16 protein-coding genes are annotated in these 17,080 nt (G+C 66.9%); 10 read left to right on the top strand and 6 right to left on the bottom strand.

Translation table 11 applies throughout. The features are described 5' to 3' along the window. Positions 1-45 precede the first annotated feature (45 nt). From RTQ83_RS17605 to RTQ83_RS17590, 4 genes are all read left to right on the top strand, one after another. Positions 46-366, top strand: coding sequence for a hypothetical protein (locus tag RTQ83_RS17605; RefSeq protein ID WP_312517217.1), 321 nt, complete (start codon positions 46-48; stop codon positions 364-366). 235 nt (positions 367-601) lie between these two features. Continuing rightward, the gene (locus tag RTQ83_RS17600) at positions 602-883 is read left to right on the top strand and encodes a hypothetical protein (RefSeq protein WP_312517215.1); all 282 of its coding nucleotides are present in this window, start codon (positions 602-604) and stop codon (positions 881-883) included. A gap of 140 nt (positions 884-1,023) precedes the next feature. Beyond that, positions 1,024-2,043, top strand: a complete 1,020-nt coding sequence (locus tag RTQ83_RS17595; protein ID WP_312517213.1) for an HDOD domain-containing protein — start codon at positions 1,024-1,026, stop codon at positions 2,041-2,043. After that, positions 2,043-2,990: a 5'-nucleotidase gene (locus tag RTQ83_RS17590; protein WP_312517211.1), complete on the top strand. Its 948-nt coding sequence runs from the start codon at positions 2,043-2,045 to the stop codon at positions 2,988-2,990. The genes RTQ83_RS17595 and RTQ83_RS17590 overlap by 1 nt, the downstream gene beginning before the upstream one ends. A gap of 22 nt (positions 2,991-3,012) precedes the next feature. Here the strand turns inward: RTQ83_RS17590 and RTQ83_RS17585 are convergent, their stop codons facing one another. Together RTQ83_RS17585 and RTQ83_RS17580 are read right to left on the bottom strand one after the other, a co-directional pair. Further along, positions 3,013-4,155, bottom strand: coding sequence for a prolyl oligopeptidase family serine peptidase (locus RTQ83_RS17585; RefSeq protein WP_312517209.1), 1,143 nt, complete (start codon positions 4,153-4,155; stop codon positions 3,013-3,015). Positions 4,156-4,321: 166 nt separating this feature from the next. Continuing rightward, on the bottom strand, positions 4,322-5,659 hold the full coding sequence (locus RTQ83_RS17580; protein ID WP_312517207.1) for a GDSL-type esterase/lipase family protein: 1,338 nt from the start codon (positions 5,657-5,659) through the stop codon (positions 4,322-4,324). Positions 5,660-5,860: 201 nt separating this feature from the next. Between RTQ83_RS17580 and RTQ83_RS17575 the strand changes: the two genes are divergently transcribed. Both RTQ83_RS17575 and RTQ83_RS17570 read left to right on the top strand, forming a co-directional pair. After that, the gene (locus RTQ83_RS17575; RefSeq protein WP_312517205.1) at positions 5,861-6,748 is read left to right on the top strand and encodes an alpha/beta hydrolase; all 888 of its coding nucleotides are present in this window, start codon (positions 5,861-5,863) and stop codon (positions 6,746-6,748) included. A gap of 119 nt (positions 6,749-6,867) precedes the next feature. Continuing rightward, on the top strand, positions 6,868-7,989 hold the full coding sequence (locus RTQ83_RS17570) for a mechanosensitive ion channel family protein (RefSeq protein WP_312517203.1): 1,122 nt from the start codon (positions 6,868-6,870) through the stop codon (positions 7,987-7,989). A gap of 17 nt (positions 7,990-8,006) precedes the next feature. On the opposite strand, the gene RTQ83_RS17565 is transcribed toward RTQ83_RS17570, so the two are convergent. Beyond that, the gene (locus RTQ83_RS17565; RefSeq protein WP_312517201.1) at positions 8,007-8,678 is read right to left on the bottom strand and encodes a class I SAM-dependent methyltransferase; all 672 of its coding nucleotides are present in this window, start codon (positions 8,676-8,678) and stop codon (positions 8,007-8,009) included. Positions 8,679-8,847: 169 nt separating this feature from the next. Here RTQ83_RS17565 and mfd point away from each other — a divergent pair, with 169 nt between their 5' ends. The 4 genes from mfd (at position 8,848) to RTQ83_RS17545 (ending at position 15,093) form a co-directional block, all read left to right on the top strand. Beyond that, complete coding sequence (gene mfd, locus RTQ83_RS17560) at positions 8,848-12,294, top strand: transcription-repair coupling factor (RefSeq protein ID WP_312517199.1); 3,447 nt, start codon at positions 8,848-8,850, stop codon at positions 12,292-12,294. A gap of 15 nt (positions 12,295-12,309) precedes the next feature. Beyond that, on the top strand, positions 12,310-13,158 hold the full coding sequence (gene serB / locus RTQ83_RS17555) for a phosphoserine phosphatase SerB (RefSeq protein ID WP_312517197.1): 849 nt from the start codon (positions 12,310-12,312) through the stop codon (positions 13,156-13,158). A gap of 147 nt (positions 13,159-13,305) precedes the next feature. Then, the gene (locus RTQ83_RS17550) at positions 13,306-14,592 is read left to right on the top strand and encodes an SGNH/GDSL hydrolase family protein (RefSeq protein ID WP_312517195.1); all 1,287 of its coding nucleotides are present in this window, start codon (positions 13,306-13,308) and stop codon (positions 14,590-14,592) included. Between the two features lie 66 nt (positions 14,593-14,658). Next, the gene (locus tag RTQ83_RS17545) at positions 14,659-15,093 is read left to right on the top strand and encodes a hypothetical protein (RefSeq protein ID WP_312517193.1); all 435 of its coding nucleotides are present in this window, start codon (positions 14,659-14,661) and stop codon (positions 15,091-15,093) included. Positions 15,094-15,325: 232 nt separating this feature from the next. Here the strand turns inward: RTQ83_RS17545 and RTQ83_RS17540 are convergent, their stop codons facing one another. The 3 genes from RTQ83_RS17540 to RTQ83_RS17530 form a co-directional block, all read right to left on the bottom strand. Continuing rightward, on the bottom strand, positions 15,326-15,712 hold the full coding sequence (locus RTQ83_RS17540; protein WP_312517191.1) for a cupin domain-containing protein: 387 nt from the start codon (positions 15,710-15,712) through the stop codon (positions 15,326-15,328). Between the two features lie 102 nt (positions 15,713-15,814). Beyond that, positions 15,815-16,204 (bottom strand): hypothetical protein, encoded by a 390-nt coding sequence (locus RTQ83_RS17535; RefSeq protein ID WP_312517251.1) that lies wholly within the window; start codon positions 16,202-16,204, stop codon positions 15,815-15,817. 35 nt (positions 16,205-16,239) lie between these two features. Next, positions 16,240-17,052, bottom strand: coding sequence for a Mut7-C RNAse domain-containing protein (locus RTQ83_RS17530; protein WP_312517189.1), 813 nt, complete (start codon positions 17,050-17,052; stop codon positions 16,240-16,242). Positions 17,053-17,080: the final 28 nt, after the last annotated feature.

Below are 17,080 nucleotides of genomic sequence, written 5' to 3'. Positions count from 1 at the left end.
CGGTACGCGCATCATGGCGTCATCCAATCTTCCAAGGAGAACGACATGAAACGGTCCTTGAACACTGCCCTGATCGCCGGCGTGATGGCCTTCGGCCTGGCCGCCTGCAGCTCGACCGACACCATGAACAGCACCAGCGGTTCGAGCACCACTTCGTCCACCAACAGCGGCAGCGCCGTGGAATCGAACAGCACCACCGGCGACACCACCGGCGGCTCGAGCTGGAACGCGGGCTCGACCGGCGTGAACGGCGCCGCAGGCACCACCGGCACCACCGGCATCAGCAACGCATCGGGCACCACCAACAACACCGATTCGTCGAGCACCGGCACCAATACCAATCCGAACACGAACATCAATCGCTAAGCGGATTCGCCGCGCGCGGGCTCACCGCCCCCGCGCAGTATTGGAGCGCACGCCATCGGCTTCCCAGGCATGGCGTGCGTTCCCGTTTTGGCACATACCTATCGCGTCGCTTGTTGGTCCCCGCGTATTGTCGAGTATGTGAGTACGGTCCTACATCGGTTGACGATGCGTTCCTATTCTCGACCTACCGCTGACCTCGCATTATTGCGTTACAGACAACCCGAGGAGAAACAACATGAAAAACACGATCCAGACCGTCCTGCTGGGCGGCGTCATGGCCTTCGCCCTGGCCGCCTGCAACACCACCGGCACCGACACCACCAGCGGCTCGTCGTCGATGGGCAGCAGCAGCTCGTCGATGGACCCGAACGCGCGCAGCAACGGCAGCAGCTCGAACGCGCCGAACAGCGGCACCGCGACCGGCGAAGGCGCCAGCGGCAACACCGGCGACACCCGTCCTGCCGCCAACACCCCGACCCACGGCGCGCCGACCACCGGCTCGTCGACCGGTACCTGATCGGCCCGGTTCAGCTTCAGCGGTAACATCGCGGCCCGGTCCGGGCGCCGAAAGGCGCTCCGGCCGGGCCGCGCCACATCCGGACGGCGCCGGCTCGGGTAGAATCGCAGCATGGCCGACTGCCCCGACCTTCCCACCTCATGAAAAAATGGCTCGCACGCCTGTTCGGCGGCGCCGCCGGCGTTCGCGCCGACGCAGACCAGGGCCGCGCTGCGGGCGCCCAAGCGTCACCTGATACCGGCATTCCGGCGGCCCCGCTCGAGCCGACACCCGACATCGACCTCGCTTTCTTCCTGTGGCTGGCCGGACCGCACGTCAGCGGCGCACCCGCCGGCGCCGCCCTGATCCTCGATGAACTGGCGCGCATGGCGCGCATCGGCGATGGCCAGACCGAGGCCGCCAGCCTGGTGCCGCGCGTGCCGGCCGTGATCCCGCAACTGCTGCACAGCCTGCGCGACCAGGACAGCTCGGCCGCCCGGCTGGCGCGCCAGGTGGCGCAAGACCCGGTGCTGGTGGCCGAGCTGATCCGCGAGGTCAACAGTCCGTACTACCGCCCCGCGACGCCGGTGCGCAACCTCGAAGGCGCACTGCTGCTGCTGGGCCAGAACGGGCTGCGCATGCTGCTGGCGCGGGTCGCCTTCCGCCCCGTGATCAGTATGCAGACCGGGCCCCTGGCGCGCCAGCTGGCGCCCAGCCTGTGGCGCCAGTCCGAACTGTGCGCGCTGGCAGCCGGCCTGCTGGCGCCGCGCCATGGCGCCGATCCGTTCGAGGCGTATCTCGCCGGCCTGATGCACAACGTCGGCCTGGTGGTGGCGCTGCGCGTGATCGACGGCCTGCTGCCGGCCGGCGCCCTGCCCGACGACGATGCCTTCGGCCTGGGCCTGGTCGCCGCCGCGCGCCGCATCTCGGCGCGCATCGCCGCCGAGTGGGAATTGCCGCCGGCGATCGGCCACGCCATCGCCCACATCGGCGACGCCGCCCCGCTGCCGGCCACGCTGGCGGCGGCCGACCGCCTGGCCAAGCTGCACCTGCTCGCCGGCGGCGGCCAGCCCGCCTTCGTGCGCTCCGCCGCACTGCTGGACGCGCCCGAGCGCCAGGTGTACGACGCGCTCATGCGGAGCGAACAGCCGGATCAACCACCGCAACCCGAGGAACCCTGATGCCTTTTCCCATCGAACAAAAGCTGGTGATCGGCGTCGCATCGAGCGCGCTGTTCGACCTGTCCGAATCGCACCAGGTCTACCTGGAGCAGGGCGCCGAAGCCTACCGCAGCTATCAGGAACGGCAGCGCGAGGTAGTGCTCGAGCGCGGCGTGGCGTTTTCCTTCATCCGGCGCTTTTTGAGCATCAATAAATGCTTCCCGCAGCAGGCGCCGGTCGAGGTGGTGCTGTTCTCGCGCAACTCGCCCGAGACCGGCCTGCGCGTGATGCACTCGATCGCCCACTATGGCCTGGACATCTCGCGCGCCGCCTTCATGAACGGCAAGTCGCCGTATGCCTACCTGCCGGCCTTCAACGCCTCGCTGTTCCTGAGCGCCAACGAGGAAGACGTCAAGAGCGCGATCGCGGTCAACTATCCGGCCGGGCTGGTGCTGCCCTCGCGCAGCGCCGATGACGAAGACGATATCGAGCTGCGCGTGGCGTTCGACTTCGATGGCGTGCTGGCCGACGACGAATCCGAAACCGTCTTCAAGCGCAACAACGACCTGGACGAATTCCACGCCCACGAACGCCTGCACGTGGCACGCCCGCACCAGCCGGGACCCCTGGCCGACCTGTTCCAGAAGCTCGCGATGATGCAAGCCCTGGAACAGCAGGCCGAGCGCGACGATCCCGGCTACCGCCGCATCGTGCGCATCGCCATCATCACCGCGCGCAGCGCGCCGTCGCACGAGCGGGTGGTCACCACACTCAAGAGCTGGGGCGTGACCGCCGACGAGACTTTCTTTTTGGGCGGGATGGACAAGGGACGCGTGCTGTCGGTGTTCAAGCCGCACATCTTCTTCGACGACCAGCTGACCCACTTGCGCGCCGGGCCGGGCGGCACCATCCCGATGGTGCATGTCCCGTTCGGGATCGCCAACCGGCGCGCGCCCGAACCGGCGTAGTTCGAACGGGAGCGGGACAGCGTCAGCGCTGCGCCGGGAAGAACTGGCTATAGACGCTGTGCGGCGGCATGCCGATCTGTTCCGGCTTCTTCATCAGGTATGCGAAACCTTCGCGCTCGCCCTTGAGGGTGCCGTTCAGGAAGTTCAGCACGTAACGGCCGGCGGCGCCGTGCGCACGTGCCACCTCATCGCGCGTGTACTCGTTGAAGTCGAGCGGATCGAGGCGCAGGAAGCTGGTGGCGAAATGGCTGTGCTCCATCGGGTACATCGTCAGCAGGTAGACGTCGGCGTTTTTCATCTTCTGCAGGGCGGTTCCCGACGGGTCGGGCAGGAAGCGCACGCGCTCGAACGGGTTCGGGCGCTGGGCCAGGAACAGCAGCGGCGTACGCATCTGTTCCAGCTTCAGCCAGGAGGCCTCGGCCAGCAGCTTGTGATGGTAGCGCACCGAGCCATCCAGGCAGACCAGTGCCTTGATCCGCTCGTCCTTTGCCGCCGCCAGCACGTTGGCCAGGCCGCCGAAGGAGAACCCGACCACGGCCAGCCTTTCGGCATCGGCCTGCGGCAGGGTGGCAGCGTAAGCGAGCAGAAAGCGGATGTCGGCCGCCTGCGCCTCGGCGTGGGCGAGGTCGGCCTTCTGTCCGCGGCTGGCGACGCCCAGCGCGGGGCTGGCGATCACGATGTAGCCGTGGCTGGCGAGCAGCTCCATCGTCTCGGCGTTCTCGAACGCGGGACTGCTCAGGCTGGGGGAATAGATCACCACCGGGAAGCGTCCCGGCACCGGCTGCGCATCGCGCACCGCCCACAGCGTGGCGTTACGCTCGGTGGCGACCTGGGCTGCGCGGTCCTTGCCGACGAACGACGCGAGCCAGTCCTCGACCACCTGCGCCCCCTGCTTCGGGGTGCGCCGGAAATCGTCGTCCCAGCCAAACAGCGCCAGGTAGTCGTTGTAGCGCATCTGCGCGCCGCCCTGGCGGGCCGGATACCAGATCACGGTCTGGATCGGACGCGCCGCGGCTTGCCCGTAGCGGCGGCTGGTGTCGTATTGCTGGACGGTGCGCATCCCGACCGCATGCGGGCCGGGCATGTTGTCGATGAGAAGCGCTTGCTGGGCGATGGAGGGAACGCTGCACAGCAACGCGAAGAAGAACGCAATCAGCCGGATCATGGGTCGCCTTATGGAAGTATCGATGAGCGAAACCTGGAGCACGGCAAAGCGGATTGTCGCTTTGCCATGCCGGCAACTCTACCATGCAATTCTTCGTTGGCGCACCATTTTTTGCTATCCCCTAGCAATCCATAGTCCAATACGTCAGCATCCCCTCGGCGATATCTCACAAGGCAGGTAGCGCCATTAACCGGTCCAGTTCCGGCTGCATCGCCTTGGCCCAGATCGCATAGCCCTGTTCGTTCGGGTGCAGCAGGTCGGGCATGATGTCCTTCGACAGGCTGCCGTCCGGCCCGAGGAAGGCTTGATTGATGTTCAGGAAGAACACGCGCTGGTTGTCGGCCAGCGACGGCAGCATCGCGTTGATCTGCTCGTTGGTCTTGCGCGCGCTCCCGTCCGGCGTGGCGTCGCGCGGGAAGATCGCCAGCAGCAGGATGCGGGTACGGGGCAGGCGTCGCTGCAGCTCGTCCAGGTTGCGCTTGATGCCGGCCACCGTGATCGCCGGGAAGTCGCCGCGCAGCCCGGTATTGTTGGTGCCGAACATCAGCACCGCGACCTTCGGACTGATGCCGTCGACTTCGCCGTTCTGCAATCGCCACAGCACGTTCTCGGTGCGGTCGCCTCCGAAGCCCAGCGCCAGTCCGTCACGCGGCGCATAGTACTGCTGCCAGACCGGCGCGCCCTCCTTTTCCCATCCCTGGGTGATCGAATCGCCGATGAACACCAGTTGCGGACTCTTGCCGGCGGCGACCATGCGCGCCTTGTCTTCCAGCTTCTGGCGGTGGCGCGGCAGCCACCAGTCGAGCGACCACGATTCGTTCAGCGTGTCCGGAGTGACTGCCACCGTGCGCCAGTCCGGGCACGGCGTGTTCGGCTTGCCGTCGCGCGCAAAGGCGATGTTGGCGATGCTGACCTCGCCGCTGCCGGTGCCTTCCATCGCGAACGGCCGCGCCACGGCGCTAAAATCGTCGCCGTCGCGCGCGAAGCAACGCATCGACAGGATGATGCGGCGCCAGCCCTGCCCTTCGGCCGCGCGACCCGCGACCACATACGGCACCTGGCGTTCGCAGTCGTCGCCGCAGCCGACCTTGAACACGATGCCGCCTTTCGACAGACGGTCCACCTTCAGGTCGAAGTAGACGATGCCGCGTTCGACATAGGGGCGCAGGTCGAGCGGCGCGCCCTGCAGCCGCACGCCGCTCTTCCAGATATCGTTCCAGCGTAGCGTCAGCGCGTCGCCGCCGCCGGTTTTCGGCGCACGCGACAGCGTGATCGCGCTGTTCGGGAATTTGTCCGTGAGCGCCGCGCCGGCGCTGACCGACGCGCCGTCAAGCGGATGCTCGCTGTCCGGGGCCAGCGCCACCACCTGCAAGCCCTGGCGCGCCTGGACGTCGAACAGCGCCACGCCATCGGGCTGGGCGTTGGACGGCTGGCCGCCGGTCGCGCACGCCGTCAACGAAACCGCGGCCAGCAATCCGAGGGCGCCGAGTCGGTTGTTCATCATGTCTCCTGTTGCTGTTGTGTTGGAACCGACATGATGCGCGACTGTTAGCGCTAACGCAATGCCTGGCCCTCACCCATCCGGCATTGCCACCGGTGCCGGCCCGGACCGGCGTGACAATGCGCGGGTTTTTGAACCGGTCTTATTGGCTATGCTGGCCGTTTCGTTCGACCACAGGGGAAGCAAGTAATGAGTGTGAAAAACATGAAACGCCGTCAGTGGGTCGGCGCCGCAATCGCCATCGCAGCCGCCTTGCCCTTCGCCGGCGCGCTGGCGGCGCCATTTGCATCGGAGCGCATCACCGTGCGCGTCGAAGGTTCCGGTCCGGACGTGATCCTGATTCCCGGCCTGAATTCGTCGCCTCGCGCCTGGGCCTCGACCGTCGCGGCGCTGCCCGGCTATCGCTATCACGTGGTGCAGGTGGCGGGATTCGCCGGCCAGCCGACGGGCGGCAACAAGGAGGGCCCAGTGGCAGCCCCGGTAGCGGAGGAAATCGCGCGCTATATCGACCAGGCCGGCCTGCGCCAGCCCGCCGTGATCGGGCACTCATTGGGCGGCACCATCGGCATGATGCTGGCCAGCCGCCACCCGCAAGCGCTGTCGCGCCTGATGGTGGTCGACATCTTCCCGTACATGGGCCGGTTCTTCGCGGGACCGGGCGCGGCGCCGGCACAGGTCGAAGCGGTGGCCGACCGCATCGCCGCCAGCATGCGCGGCGCCGACGCCCAGCAGCGCGCCACCCGCGCCAACGAGACCATCGCCGGCATGGTGGACAGCGAAGCGATGCGCGCCGGCGCGGTCGCGGATTCGCTGGCCAGCGATCCCGACGTGGGCGCGCGCGCCTACCGCGAGCTGATCGTGACCAACCTGATTCCCGAACTGGGCAAGATCACGGTGCCGGTGACGGTGATGTACGCCCAGCCGAAAAACGTGCCGGTGCCGCCGGAGCAGTTCGACCGGGTGTACCGGGACGGCTACGCGCAGGTCAGGCAGCTGACGCTCAAGCGGGTGGCCGACAGCGCGCACTTCATCATGTGGGACCAGCCGCAGTGGTTCCAGGCGCAGATGAAAGCGTTCCTCGAGGCTGGCTGAATCTTCGGCTGACTGGCGCTGGTCTGGCAACGCCACGCCACGCCACGCCAATTGTGCGCGCCGCGATCCGGTTGGGCAGCAGACTAGCCGTTTGCTGTCGTCGCCCGCTGGAGCCGCGCGTGGAACCACTGCTGCCGTACAGCCACTTCGAAAACTGGGTCATGGCCCTCGGCATCGCCGTGGGCAGCACTGCGCTGATGTACTTCGTGCGCTGCTTCACGATCCGCAAGCTGCACCAGAGGGCAGAGCGCAGTCCGGGCCGGCTGGACGAGTTCGCCGGCAAGATGCTGGGCGCCACCTACGTCAGCTTCCTGCTGTGCATCGGCGTGTACCTGGGCAGCCTGTTCCTGGTACTGCCGGCCAACTACAAGATCATCGTCTCGCGCATCGCGGTCGCCGCCCTGGTGCTGCAGCTGGTGGTATGGGCCGACGCCGGCCTGCGCGCCTGGCGCACCCAGTTCATGGCCACCCACGACGACGGCGCGCGCAAGGCCTCGAGCCTGATCATGTTCTTCATGCTGCGCCTGGTGACCTGGACGGTGGCGTTCCTGATGATGCTGGATAACTTCGGCTTCAACATCACCACCCTGGTAGCGAGTCTGGGGATCGGCGGCATCGCCGTCGCCCTGGCTACCCAGAACATCCTGGGCGACCTGTTCGCCTCGCTCTCGATCATGATCGACAAGCCGTTCGAGATCGGCGACTTCATCATCGTCGGCGACGCCCTCGGCGCGGTCGAGTACATCGGCCTGAAGACCACGCGGCTGCGCGGCCTCGGCGGCGAGCAGATCGTGTTCTCGAACGGCGACCTGCTCAAGAGCCGCATCCACAACCACAAGCGCATGCAGTCGCGCCGCGTCGCCTTCATCCTACGCGTGGCCTACGGCACGCCGGATGCGGAGATGGCGCGCATTCCGCAACTGGTACGCGCCATCGTCAGCGCGCGCGACGACGTCGATTTCGAGCGCGCCCACTTCTTCCGCTACGGCGAATGGTCGCTCGACTTCGAGGTGGTGTACCACTTCAAGAGTCCGGACTACATCCTGCACATGGACGCGCAGCATGCGATCCTGCTCGAGGTCTACCGCTGCTTCGAGCGCGAGCGGATCCAGTTCGCCCACCCCTTGTCGGTGATCCGGGTGGCCGAGCCGAGCGACCCGGCCGGCGGCTGGCTGCCGCACACGCTGGCGCGTGCCGGCAAAACGGCACCGGTCGCGGACTCCACGCCGGCGCGCCACTAGCCGTTTCAAACCACTTTTTACGCGAAGCCGATCCAGCCGCGGAACACGCCGGCCACGTAGAACAGCTCGACGTCTTGAAAACCGCCATCGCGCAGTAGCGCTTCGTCCTGGCGCGGCGACAGGATCGGCAACTGACGCGCCAGCCCTTCGCGCCGGCGCCGCGCTTCCTCGGGCGGCACCCCGGCCGACACCGCGAACGCCTCGTCGCGCGCCAGCCAGCGCGCACGCTCCCGGTCGTCCTCGCCGGCGCTCATGTGCGCCACCACGAACGGCGCGCCGGGGCGCAGGCGGCGGTGAATCGCGCGCACGGTGCGGGCGCGCTCCTCGAACGGCATGAAGTGCATCGTCAGCAGGCAGGCGGCGGCATCGAACGGCCCGTCCGGCGCGGCGTCGACATAGCCTTCGTGCAGGGTGACGCGCGGCGCGTGTGCGCCGATGGTGTCGAGCGCCAGGGCCAGCATCGGCGCCGACGGATCGACGCCGTCGAACGACCATCCCGGCTCGGCGTCGGCGAACACCTTCAGTTCGAGTCCGCCGCCGGCGCCCAGCACCAGTACCCGGGCATCGTGCGGCGCGCTTTCGGCCAGCAGGGCGCGCGCCATGCGCTGCATGTCGGCGAAGCCCGGCACCAGCCGTGGCGGGCCTTCGGCGTAGTGCGCCACCGCGTGCGGATTGGAAAAATGGTTCATCACGCTCCTCATCGCAAATCCTCGTAACTTATAATATTACGTAACTTCACAAGGTGCAAGGCACGGCACGGTGGTGCAGCAGTTCGCCAGTCGCGGCGGCACGCGCCCCGTATTGCGCGTTCGTCTATAATTGGCAGCCACTTTGACGCGAACGTAACAGCCACGCTGCATGCCTTTCGATCTCAAGAAACACCTCCCCAAACCAGGTCACCGCTTCGCCCTGCCGTCGCTGCACGGCTCGTCCGACGCTTATGCACTTGCTCTCGGCGCGCTGGCGCTGAAAGCCAACCGCCAGATGCTCACCGTGGTCGTCGCCAATGCCAGCGACGGCCAGCGCCTGCTGGACGAGATCCCGTGGTTCGCGGACGGCAAGCTGTCGTGCCACCTGCTGCCGGACTGGGAAACCCTGCCCTACGACGCGTTCTCGCCGCACCAGGACCTGGTGTCGGAACGCCTGGCGACCCTGCACGAGATCCGCAACGGCCAGTGTGACGTACTGGTGGTGCCTGCGACCACCGCCCTGGTACGGCTGGCGCCGCCATCGTTTTTGGCAGCCTACACGTTCTTCTTCCGCCAGGGCGAACGCCTGGACGAAGCCAAGCTCAAGGCGCAACTGACGCTGGCCGGCTACAGCCACGTGTCGCAGGTGATGTCGCCCGGCGAATACTCGGTGCGCGGCGGCCTGATCGACCTGTTCCCGATGGGCTCCGTGCTGCCGTACCGCCTCGACCTGTTCGGCGACGAGATCGAAACCATCCGCACCTTCGATGCCGACACCCAGCGCTCGCTGTATCCGGTCAAGGAAGTGCGCCTGCTGCCGGGCCGCGAATTCCCGATGGACGACGCCGCACGTACCGCCTTCCGCGGGCGCTGGCGCGAACGCTTCGAGGGCGACCCGTCGCGCTCGCCGATCTACCGCGACATCGGCAACGGCATCGCCTCGGCCGGTATCGAGTACTACCTGCCGCTGTTCTTCGAAGAGACGGCGAACCTGTTCAACTACCTGCCGGACGAGTCACCGGTGGCGCTCATTGGCGACATCGACGCCGCGATCCAGCGCTTCTGGCTCGATACCGAGTCGCGCTACAAATTCCTGAAGAGCGACCGCGAACGCCCGATCCTGGAGCCGCACGAGCTGTTCCTGGGCGCCGAGCAGTTCTTCACCTGCATCAAGCCGCACGGCCGCTGGGCCATCGCGCGCGATGCGGCGGCGCCGGCGTCGGAGCTGAGCGCACCCCTGCCCGACGTCTCGGTCAACCGCCGCCTGGAAGATCCGCTCACCAATCTGCGCGGCTATCTGGCACGGAGCGACACGCGCGTGATGATCTGCGCCGATTCGGCCGGCCGCCGCGAGACGCTGCAGCAGTATTTCGCCGAATACCGGCTCGACCTGACGCCGGTCGAAGGCTTCGAGGGCTTCCGCAACAGCGACGCCAAACTGGCGCTGGGCGTGGCGCCGCTGCAGGCCGGCTTCGAACTGAACGACAAGGAATCGGGCCGCCTGGTGTTCGTCACCGAGACCGAGCTGTATGCAGGCTCCGGCCGGCGCGCCGGCAAGAAGAAGCAGGAAGCCACCAGCCAGGTCGAGTCGATGGTGCGCGACCTGTCCGAGCTGAAAATCGGCGACCCCGTGGTGCACATCAACCACGGCATCGGGCGCTACATGGGCCTGATGAGCATGGATCTGGGCGAAGGCGAGACCGAGTTCCTGCACCTGGAATACGCGAAGGAGACCAAGCTGTATGTGCCGGTATCGCAGCTGCACGTGATCTCGCGCTACTCCGGCACCTCGCCGGAAGACGCGCCGCTGCATTCGCTCGGCTCGGGCCAGTGGGAAAAGGCCAAGCGCAAGGCCGCCGAGCAGGTGCGCGACACCGCCGCCGAACTCTTGAACCTGTACGCACGGCGCGCCGCGCGCCAGGGCCATTCGTTCGAATACTCGAGCATCGACTACGAGAACTTCGCCCAGAGCTTCGGCTTCGACGAGACGCCGGACCAGGCCGAGGCGATCCACAACGTGGTGAAGGACATGACCTCGGGCCGGCCGATGGACCGCCTGGTGTGCGGCGACGTCGGCTTCGGCAAGACCGAGGTCGCGCTGCGCGCCGCCTTCATCGCGGTCATGGGCGGCAAGCAGGTGGCGATCCTGGCGCCGACCACGCTGCTGGCCGAACAGCATGCGCAAACCTTCGCCGACCGCTTCGCCGACTGGCCGGTCAAGATCGCCGAGCTGTCGCGCTTCCGCACCGGCAAGGAGATCAACAACGCGATCAAGGGCATGGCCGACGGCACGCTCGACATCGTGATCGGCACGCACAAGCTGCTCTCGCCGGATGTCAAATTCACGCGTCTGGGCCTGGTGATCATCGACGAGGAACACCGCTTTGGCGTACGCCAGAAGGAAGCGCTGAAGGCGCTGCGCGCCGAGGTCGACGTGCTGACGCTGACCGCGACCCCGATCCCGCGCACGCTGGGCATGGCACTGGAAGGCTTGCGCGACTTTTCCATCATCGCCACCGCGCCGCAGAAGCGCCTGGCGATCAAGACCTTCGTGCGCAGCGAAGACGGCTCGGTGATCCGCGAAGCCTGTCTGCGCGAACTGAAACGCGGCGGCCAGATCTACTTCCTGCACAACGAAGTCGACACCATCGAAAACCGCCGCGTGATGCTGCAGGAGCTGTTGCCGGAAGCGCGCATCGGCGTGGCCCACGGCCAGATGCACGAGCGCGACCTGGAAAAGGTGATGCGCGACTTCGTCCAGCAGCGCTTCAACATCCTGCTGTGCACCACCATCATCGAGACCGGCATCGACGTGCCGACCGCGAACACGATCATCATGCACCGCGCCGACAAGTTCGGCCTGGCCCAGCTGCACCAGCTGCGTGGGCGCGTGGGCCGCTCGCACCACCAGGCCTATGCCTATCTGCTGGTGAACGACGTGCAGAACCTGACCAAGCAGGCGCAGCGCCGGCTGGACGCGATCCAGGCGATGGAAGAGCTGGGCAGCGGCTTCTATCTGGCGATGCACGACCTCGAGATCCGTGGCGCCGGCGAAGTGCTGGGCGAGAACCAGTCGGGCGAGATGCTGGAGATCGGCTTCCAGCTGTATTCGGACATGCTCAACGAAGCGGTGCGCTCGCTGAAGGCCGGCAAGGAGCCGGACCTGGCGGCGCCGCTGTCCTCGACCACCGAGATCAACCTGCACGTACCGGCGCTGCTGCCGGCCGACTACTGCGGCGACGTGCACGAACGCCTGTCGATCTACAAGCGCCTGGCCAACTGCGAAAGCCAGGACCGCATTGACGGCATGCAGGAAGAGCTGATCGACCGTTTCGGCAAACTGCCGGATGCGGTGAAGGCGCTGATCGAAACCCACCGCCTGCGCATCGCCGCCAAGTCGGTCGGCATCGTCAAGATCGACGCCCACGGCGAAGCGGCCAGCCTGCAGTTCATGGAAAAGCCGCCGATCGATCCGATCAAGATCATCACGCTGATCCAGAAGAACCGCCACGTCAAGCTGGCCGGCCAGGACAAGCTGCGCATCACCGCCAGCATGCCCGACCTGGCGGCGCGCGTGAACCAGGTCAAGCAGACCATCAAGCAACTCCTTGCATAACTACGTTAGAACGACATGACCACCAACCTGGTACTTCAGGGGCCGCAGGCCACCCACGCAACCCTGGAGCGCCTGGCGCAGCTGGCGGCGCCGGCATCCATCACGGCGCTGGGCGAGCATGCGCTGCGCGCCGACGGCGTCACCTACAGCCCGGCCCTGAAGGCCGAGCTGGATGCGGCCGCGTTCGAGGCCGGCGTCGACGCCACCTTCATCGCCGCCGGCCGCGCCCTCAGCGACTTCAAACTGGTGGCGATGGACATGGACTCGACCCTGATCACGATCGAGTGCATCGACGAGATCGCCGACATGCAGGGCCTCAAGCCGCAGGTCGCCGCGATCACCGAAGCGGCGATGCGCGGCGAGCTCGATTTCTCCGAAAGCCTGAACCGGCGCGTGGCCCTGCTTGCAGGCCTGGACGCGAGCGCGCTGCAGCGCGTCTACGACGAGCGCCTGAATATCTCGATGGGCGGCGAAGCAATGCTGCAGGCGGTGCAGGCAGCGGGGCTCAAGACGCTGCTGGTGTCGGGCGGCTTCACCTTCTTCACCGACCGTCTCAAGCCGCGCCTGGGCCTGGACAATACGCACGCCAACGTCCTGGAAGTGGTCGACGGCAAGCTGACCGGGCGCGTGCTGGGCGGTATCGTCGATGCAGACGAGAAAAAGCGCACCGTGGAACGCGTGTGCGCCGAACTCGGCATCGCGCCATCGCAGGCAATCGTGATGGGCGATGGCGCCAACGACCTCAAGATGATGGGCATCGCCGGGCTGTCGGTGGCGTTTCGCGCCAAGCCGGTGGTGCGCGCGCAGGCCGATGTCGCGTTTAATTTCTCGGGCCTGGATGGCCTGCTGACCATCCTCGCCTGACGGCTCAACGGAACTAAGTTCCCGCTTCGTTGCAACGCGCGAGCTAGCGCAAAAGCCGCGCGTGGCGCATCGCGTGCGCGCCTGCCGCTGGGCTATCGTGGATGTGCGGCCGGGCTGCGGCCGAACGTCCATCGACAGGGGCTCGCCATGACTTTTCCGGCTTTCCGCGCTTCATCCATTTCCAGCCATGCTGCGCCCGACGTGCGGCGGCGCGGACTGCTGCTTGGCGTGCCGGCGCTGGCGGGTGCGCTTGCCGTCGCCAGACCGGCGCAGGCGCGCGCGCCGCAGCGCTGGTGCGCGGCCTGGGGCTGCGCGCCCGCCGGACCGCCGCCCGCCGCCTCCACTCAGAGCTTCAGCAACCAGACACTGCGCCTGATCGTGCGCGCCTCGGTCGGCGGCAGCCGCGTGCGCATCCGCCTGTCGAACGAGCGCGGCAGCACCGACCTGCGCGTCGGCGGCGCCGCCATCGGGCTGCGGGTCGGCGGTGCGGCGGTGGGCACCAACGTTGCTCTTAGCTTCGGCGGCAACCGCGCAATCACGATTCCCGCCGGAGCACCGGCCGTGTCCGATCCGGTGAGCCTGTCAGTGGCGCCATTCAGCGACCTGGCCGTCAGCGTCTATTTTCCAGGGACGGTGCAGGCCACGACGCTGCACAACGCCGCCTACCAGGCCAACTATGTGTCCACGGCGGGCGACCATACGGCGAGCGCGAACCTGCCGGTGCAGCGCTCGTTCGCGTCCTGGCCCTTTCTGACCGAGGTCGACGTCGATGCCGGCGCGCCGGTGCTGGTGGTCGCGGGCGACTCGGTCACCGACGGCGTCGGCAGCACGTCCGGCGCCAACCGGCGCTGGCCCGACTCGCTGGCGCGGCGCCTGCAGACCGAACTGGGCAATGAACGCATCGGCGTGGTCAACCGCGGCATCAGCGCCAACCGCATGCTGGCCGATACCGACACCGCCCTGGTCGCGGGCAACGACCTGCTCGAACGCTTCGACCGCGACGTACTGGCCACGGCCGGCGTCGCGGGCCTCGCCGTGCTCATCGGCATCAACGACATCGTCTACAGCCCGGCGTCGGCACCGCTGGCGCCGGAATCGATGTTCGCCGGCTACCGGCAGCTGATCGAACGTGCGCACCTGCATGGCCTGCCGGTGCTGGGCATGACGCTGCCGCCCTTCTCCGGGTTCGTCTATTACACGCCGGCACGCGAAGCGGTGCGGCAGGCGGTCAACAGCTGGATGCGGGGCGCGGCGCCGTTCGACCTGCTGGCCGATATCGATGCGGCCCTGAGCGACCCTGGCACGCCGCAGCGCCTGCGGGCGGAGTACGACAGCGGCGACCACCTGCATCCGAACGATGCCGGCTACCAGGCGCTGGCGGCGGCGGTGCCGCTGACGGCACTGGCCTCGCTGCTGAACAATGGCGTCGTGTAACGAGGTGTAATTGTCGCCCACGGTTGCATCGGGACCTCGTAAGATGGCGCAATCAGGAGGACCGTCATGAAGAAACTAGCCATCATCATTGTGTCGCTGGGCGCGCTTGCCGGTTGCGCCACGCCCGGCCCGAACTACCGCACCGTGTATGCCCAGCCGTCCGATCCGAGCCAGTGGCGCGTCGTGTCCGTCACTCCGGTACCGATGGGCACCGGCGCCCAGCAGGCCGCGTCCGGCCAGTCCGGCTATACCACCACGACTGCAGGGCCGAACGTCACGTATTCGACGCCGGTGACGTCGCAGCCGGTCATCGTGCAGCAGACGCCGGTCTATGTGCAGCAGCCGGTGTACGTGCCGCAACCGGTGTATGTCGAGCAGCCGAATTACTGGTATCCGCCGGTCTCGATCGGGCTCGGGTTCGACTTCGGCCGCGGCTGGGGTGGGCATCGTCACCGTGGCTGGGGTGGGAGTATCGGGACGCGGTTCCCGTATCGCCGTTAAGATCAGTCCAGCGCCTGCTGTCTATCGCTAGCGTTGTGGCTCGAGCGGTTTAAGTGTTACCTTAAAAGCCGTCATCCCCGCGCAGGCGGGGATCTAAGTTTGCACGCGTCACGACGACGCTAAGAGCACTTGGATCCCCGCCTGCGCGGGGATGACGGTTTTTGGTTTAGTGGCAGGAGCGAGGCAGGCTGCTATTTCGCTCGTTCACTGCCTGCTGCGCAATCGTTGGCAATCAATGCCCGTGCTGACGCTCGTACTCGTCCGCCTCGGCCTTGGTCGCATGCACGACGCCATCCGGATGCTCCGGCGGCGTGTACAGCGTGTACAGGCGCATCGGCTCGGTCTTCGAGGTATTGATCACATTGTGCTCGGTGCCGGCCGGGATCACCACCGCCACGCCGTCTTCGAGTTTGTGTTCTTCGCCGTCCAGCAGCGCCACGCCTTCGCCCGCTTCGACGCGGATGAACTGGTCGTGGCCCTCATGGCGCTCGACGCCGATCTCGTCGCCCGGCTGCAGGGTCATGATGACCAACTGGCTGCGCTGGGTGGTGTAAAGGACTTCGCGGAAGTTGTTTCCAGCGAGCGTTTTTTCTTCGATATTGATGCTGTAGCCCGACATGTCATTCTCCAGGATGCTGATGGTTCAAGGGCGGCAATTGCCGCACTGACATTGATTGTATAAGAGCCAAGCGATCCGTGTGCAAGCGCCTTCAAAATGCCGTTAGTCCGGCCCGAACAGGTCGTGCGCATCGAGGATGGCGTAAGCGATATCCAGCCGCTCGGACAGGCGCCGGCGCACCGCCGCCGGCACCGACTGGCGCACCTTCTTGCACAAGCCCGGGCGCTCTTCCAGCACAATGACGATGCCGCGCACGGTACGCACCTCGTTCGGTCCCGGTGCGATGCGCAGTTCGGCGCCCAGGTTCGTGCAAATCAGGCCCTGCACATGCTGCAGGTCGGCGTAGCTGTCGACCCGCTCGATGCGCTCGATCAGTTTCTGCTCTTGCAGGCGCGTCAGCAGCAGCGGCCGCTTGTCGGCTTGCGGGTCGGCCATCAACCGCTCGCGCTCGCAGACGCAGGCGCCGGGCGGGCATTCGACCCGCAGCGGCATGTCGATTGGCGATGGTGTGGGCGAAACGGAAGTATTCACGCGCGTGCAGGGAGGTCGGTTTCGTAAGCCGATTCTACCTCGGCGCGGCCGCTCGGCGGCGCCTGCGTCGCTTCGCCGATCGCTGCCAGCAGCGCCGCCATGCGCTTGTAGTGCGAACCCTTCCAGTACACCCGTCCGCAACAATCGCAAGTGGTGAAGCTGTCGTGCAGCACGCGCACCGATTCCGGCAGGCGCTCGATGACACTGGCCTTGTCCACCGCGCGCAGCGGCAGATTGCAGTGCAGGCACAGCGAGAATGGCCGCGCGCCGGCAGCCAGGCCGAGTCGCGCGAACAGTTCGCGCAATTGCTGCTCGGGATCGAGTGCGTGGATGTAGCAGCCGTGCGCGACCGCACTGCGCTTGAGCAGTTCGCGGTCTCGCGTCAGCACGATGCGATCGCCGTCGCTCGCCAGCGCCTCGACCTCGTTGTCGTGATAATGGTTGTCGTACAGCGTGTCGTAGCCGGCCATGCGCAGCAGGCGCGCGAGCGCACCCAGATGGGCATCGGCGACGAAGCGCATGCGGTCGCGCGGCCGCGCGCGCAGCAGTTCACCCACTCCCGCAAGTCCCGCATCCTCGGCACGCGCATAGGTGGCGACCTGGTCGCCGTCGCTTAGGATGCGCTCGAAGCCGCTCGCCTCGCCGTTGACCAGCACCGCCTCGACCTCGGTATGCGGCACGCCCAGCGCCTCGATCATGTGCTTGACGGTGGCGCGGCGCGCGCACTCTGCCGCGAAGCTGCGGTCGCGCCGCTCGCGCGGCAGGAAGTCGTTCAGCGCTGGATCGAAACGGAAGGTCGCGGTCACCATGATGAGCGGCAGTATGGCAAATTCAGGT

It is taken from the genome of Massilia sp. (assembly GCF_031995545.1).
GTDB lineage: Bacteria > Pseudomonadota > Gammaproteobacteria > Burkholderiales > Burkholderiaceae_D > Telluria.
The sequence above is the reverse complement of the archived record's forward strand: the minus strand, read 5'-3'. Positions and strand labels throughout refer to the sequence as shown.

Excerpts from the sequence above, each read along its gene's own strand:
- serB (WP_312517197.1), top strand. The coding sequence starts at position 12,310 with ATGACCACCAACCTGGTACTTCAGGGGCCGCAGGCCACCCACGCAACC.
- mfd (WP_312517199.1), top strand. The coding sequence starts at position 8,848 with ATGCCTTTCGATCTCAAGAAACACCTCCCCAAACCAGGTCACCGCTTC.
- RTQ83_RS17565 (WP_312517201.1), bottom strand. The coding sequence starts at position 8,678 with ATGAACCATTTTTCCAATCCGCACGCGGTGGCGCACTACGCCGAAGGC.
- RTQ83_RS17580 (WP_312517207.1), bottom strand. The coding sequence starts at position 5,659 with ATGATGAACAACCGACTCGGCGCCCTCGGATTGCTGGCCGCGGTTTCG.
- RTQ83_RS17595 (WP_312517213.1), top strand. The coding sequence starts at position 1,024 with ATGAAAAAATGGCTCGCACGCCTGTTCGGCGGCGCCGCCGGCGTTCGC.
- RTQ83_RS17605 (WP_312517217.1), top strand. The coding sequence starts at position 46 with ATGAAACGGTCCTTGAACACTGCCCTGATCGCCGGCGTGATGGCCTTC.
- RTQ83_RS17585 (WP_312517209.1), bottom strand. The coding sequence starts at position 4,155 with ATGATCCGGCTGATTGCGTTCTTCTTCGCGTTGCTGTGCAGCGTTCCC.
- RTQ83_RS17590 (WP_312517211.1), top strand. The coding sequence starts at position 2,043 with ATGCCTTTTCCCATCGAACAAAAGCTGGTGATCGGCGTCGCATCGAGC.
- RTQ83_RS17550 (WP_312517195.1), top strand. The coding sequence starts at position 13,306 with ATGACTTTTCCGGCTTTCCGCGCTTCATCCATTTCCAGCCATGCTGCG.
- RTQ83_RS17545 (WP_312517193.1), top strand. The coding sequence starts at position 14,659 with ATGAAGAAACTAGCCATCATCATTGTGTCGCTGGGCGCGCTTGCCGGT.
- RTQ83_RS17540 (WP_312517191.1), bottom strand. The coding sequence starts at position 15,712 with ATGTCGGGCTACAGCATCAATATCGAAGAAAAAACGCTCGCTGGAAAC.
- RTQ83_RS17600 (WP_312517215.1), top strand. The coding sequence starts at position 602 with ATGAAAAACACGATCCAGACCGTCCTGCTGGGCGGCGTCATGGCCTTC.
- RTQ83_RS17575 (WP_312517205.1), top strand. The coding sequence starts at position 5,861 with ATGAAACGCCGTCAGTGGGTCGGCGCCGCAATCGCCATCGCAGCCGCC.
- RTQ83_RS17530 (WP_312517189.1), bottom strand. The coding sequence starts at position 17,052 with ATGGTGACCGCGACCTTCCGTTTCGATCCAGCGCTGAACGACTTCCTG.
- RTQ83_RS17535 (WP_312517251.1), bottom strand. The coding sequence starts at position 16,204 with ATGCCGCTGCGGGTCGAATGCCCGCCCGGCGCCTGCGTCTGCGAGCGC.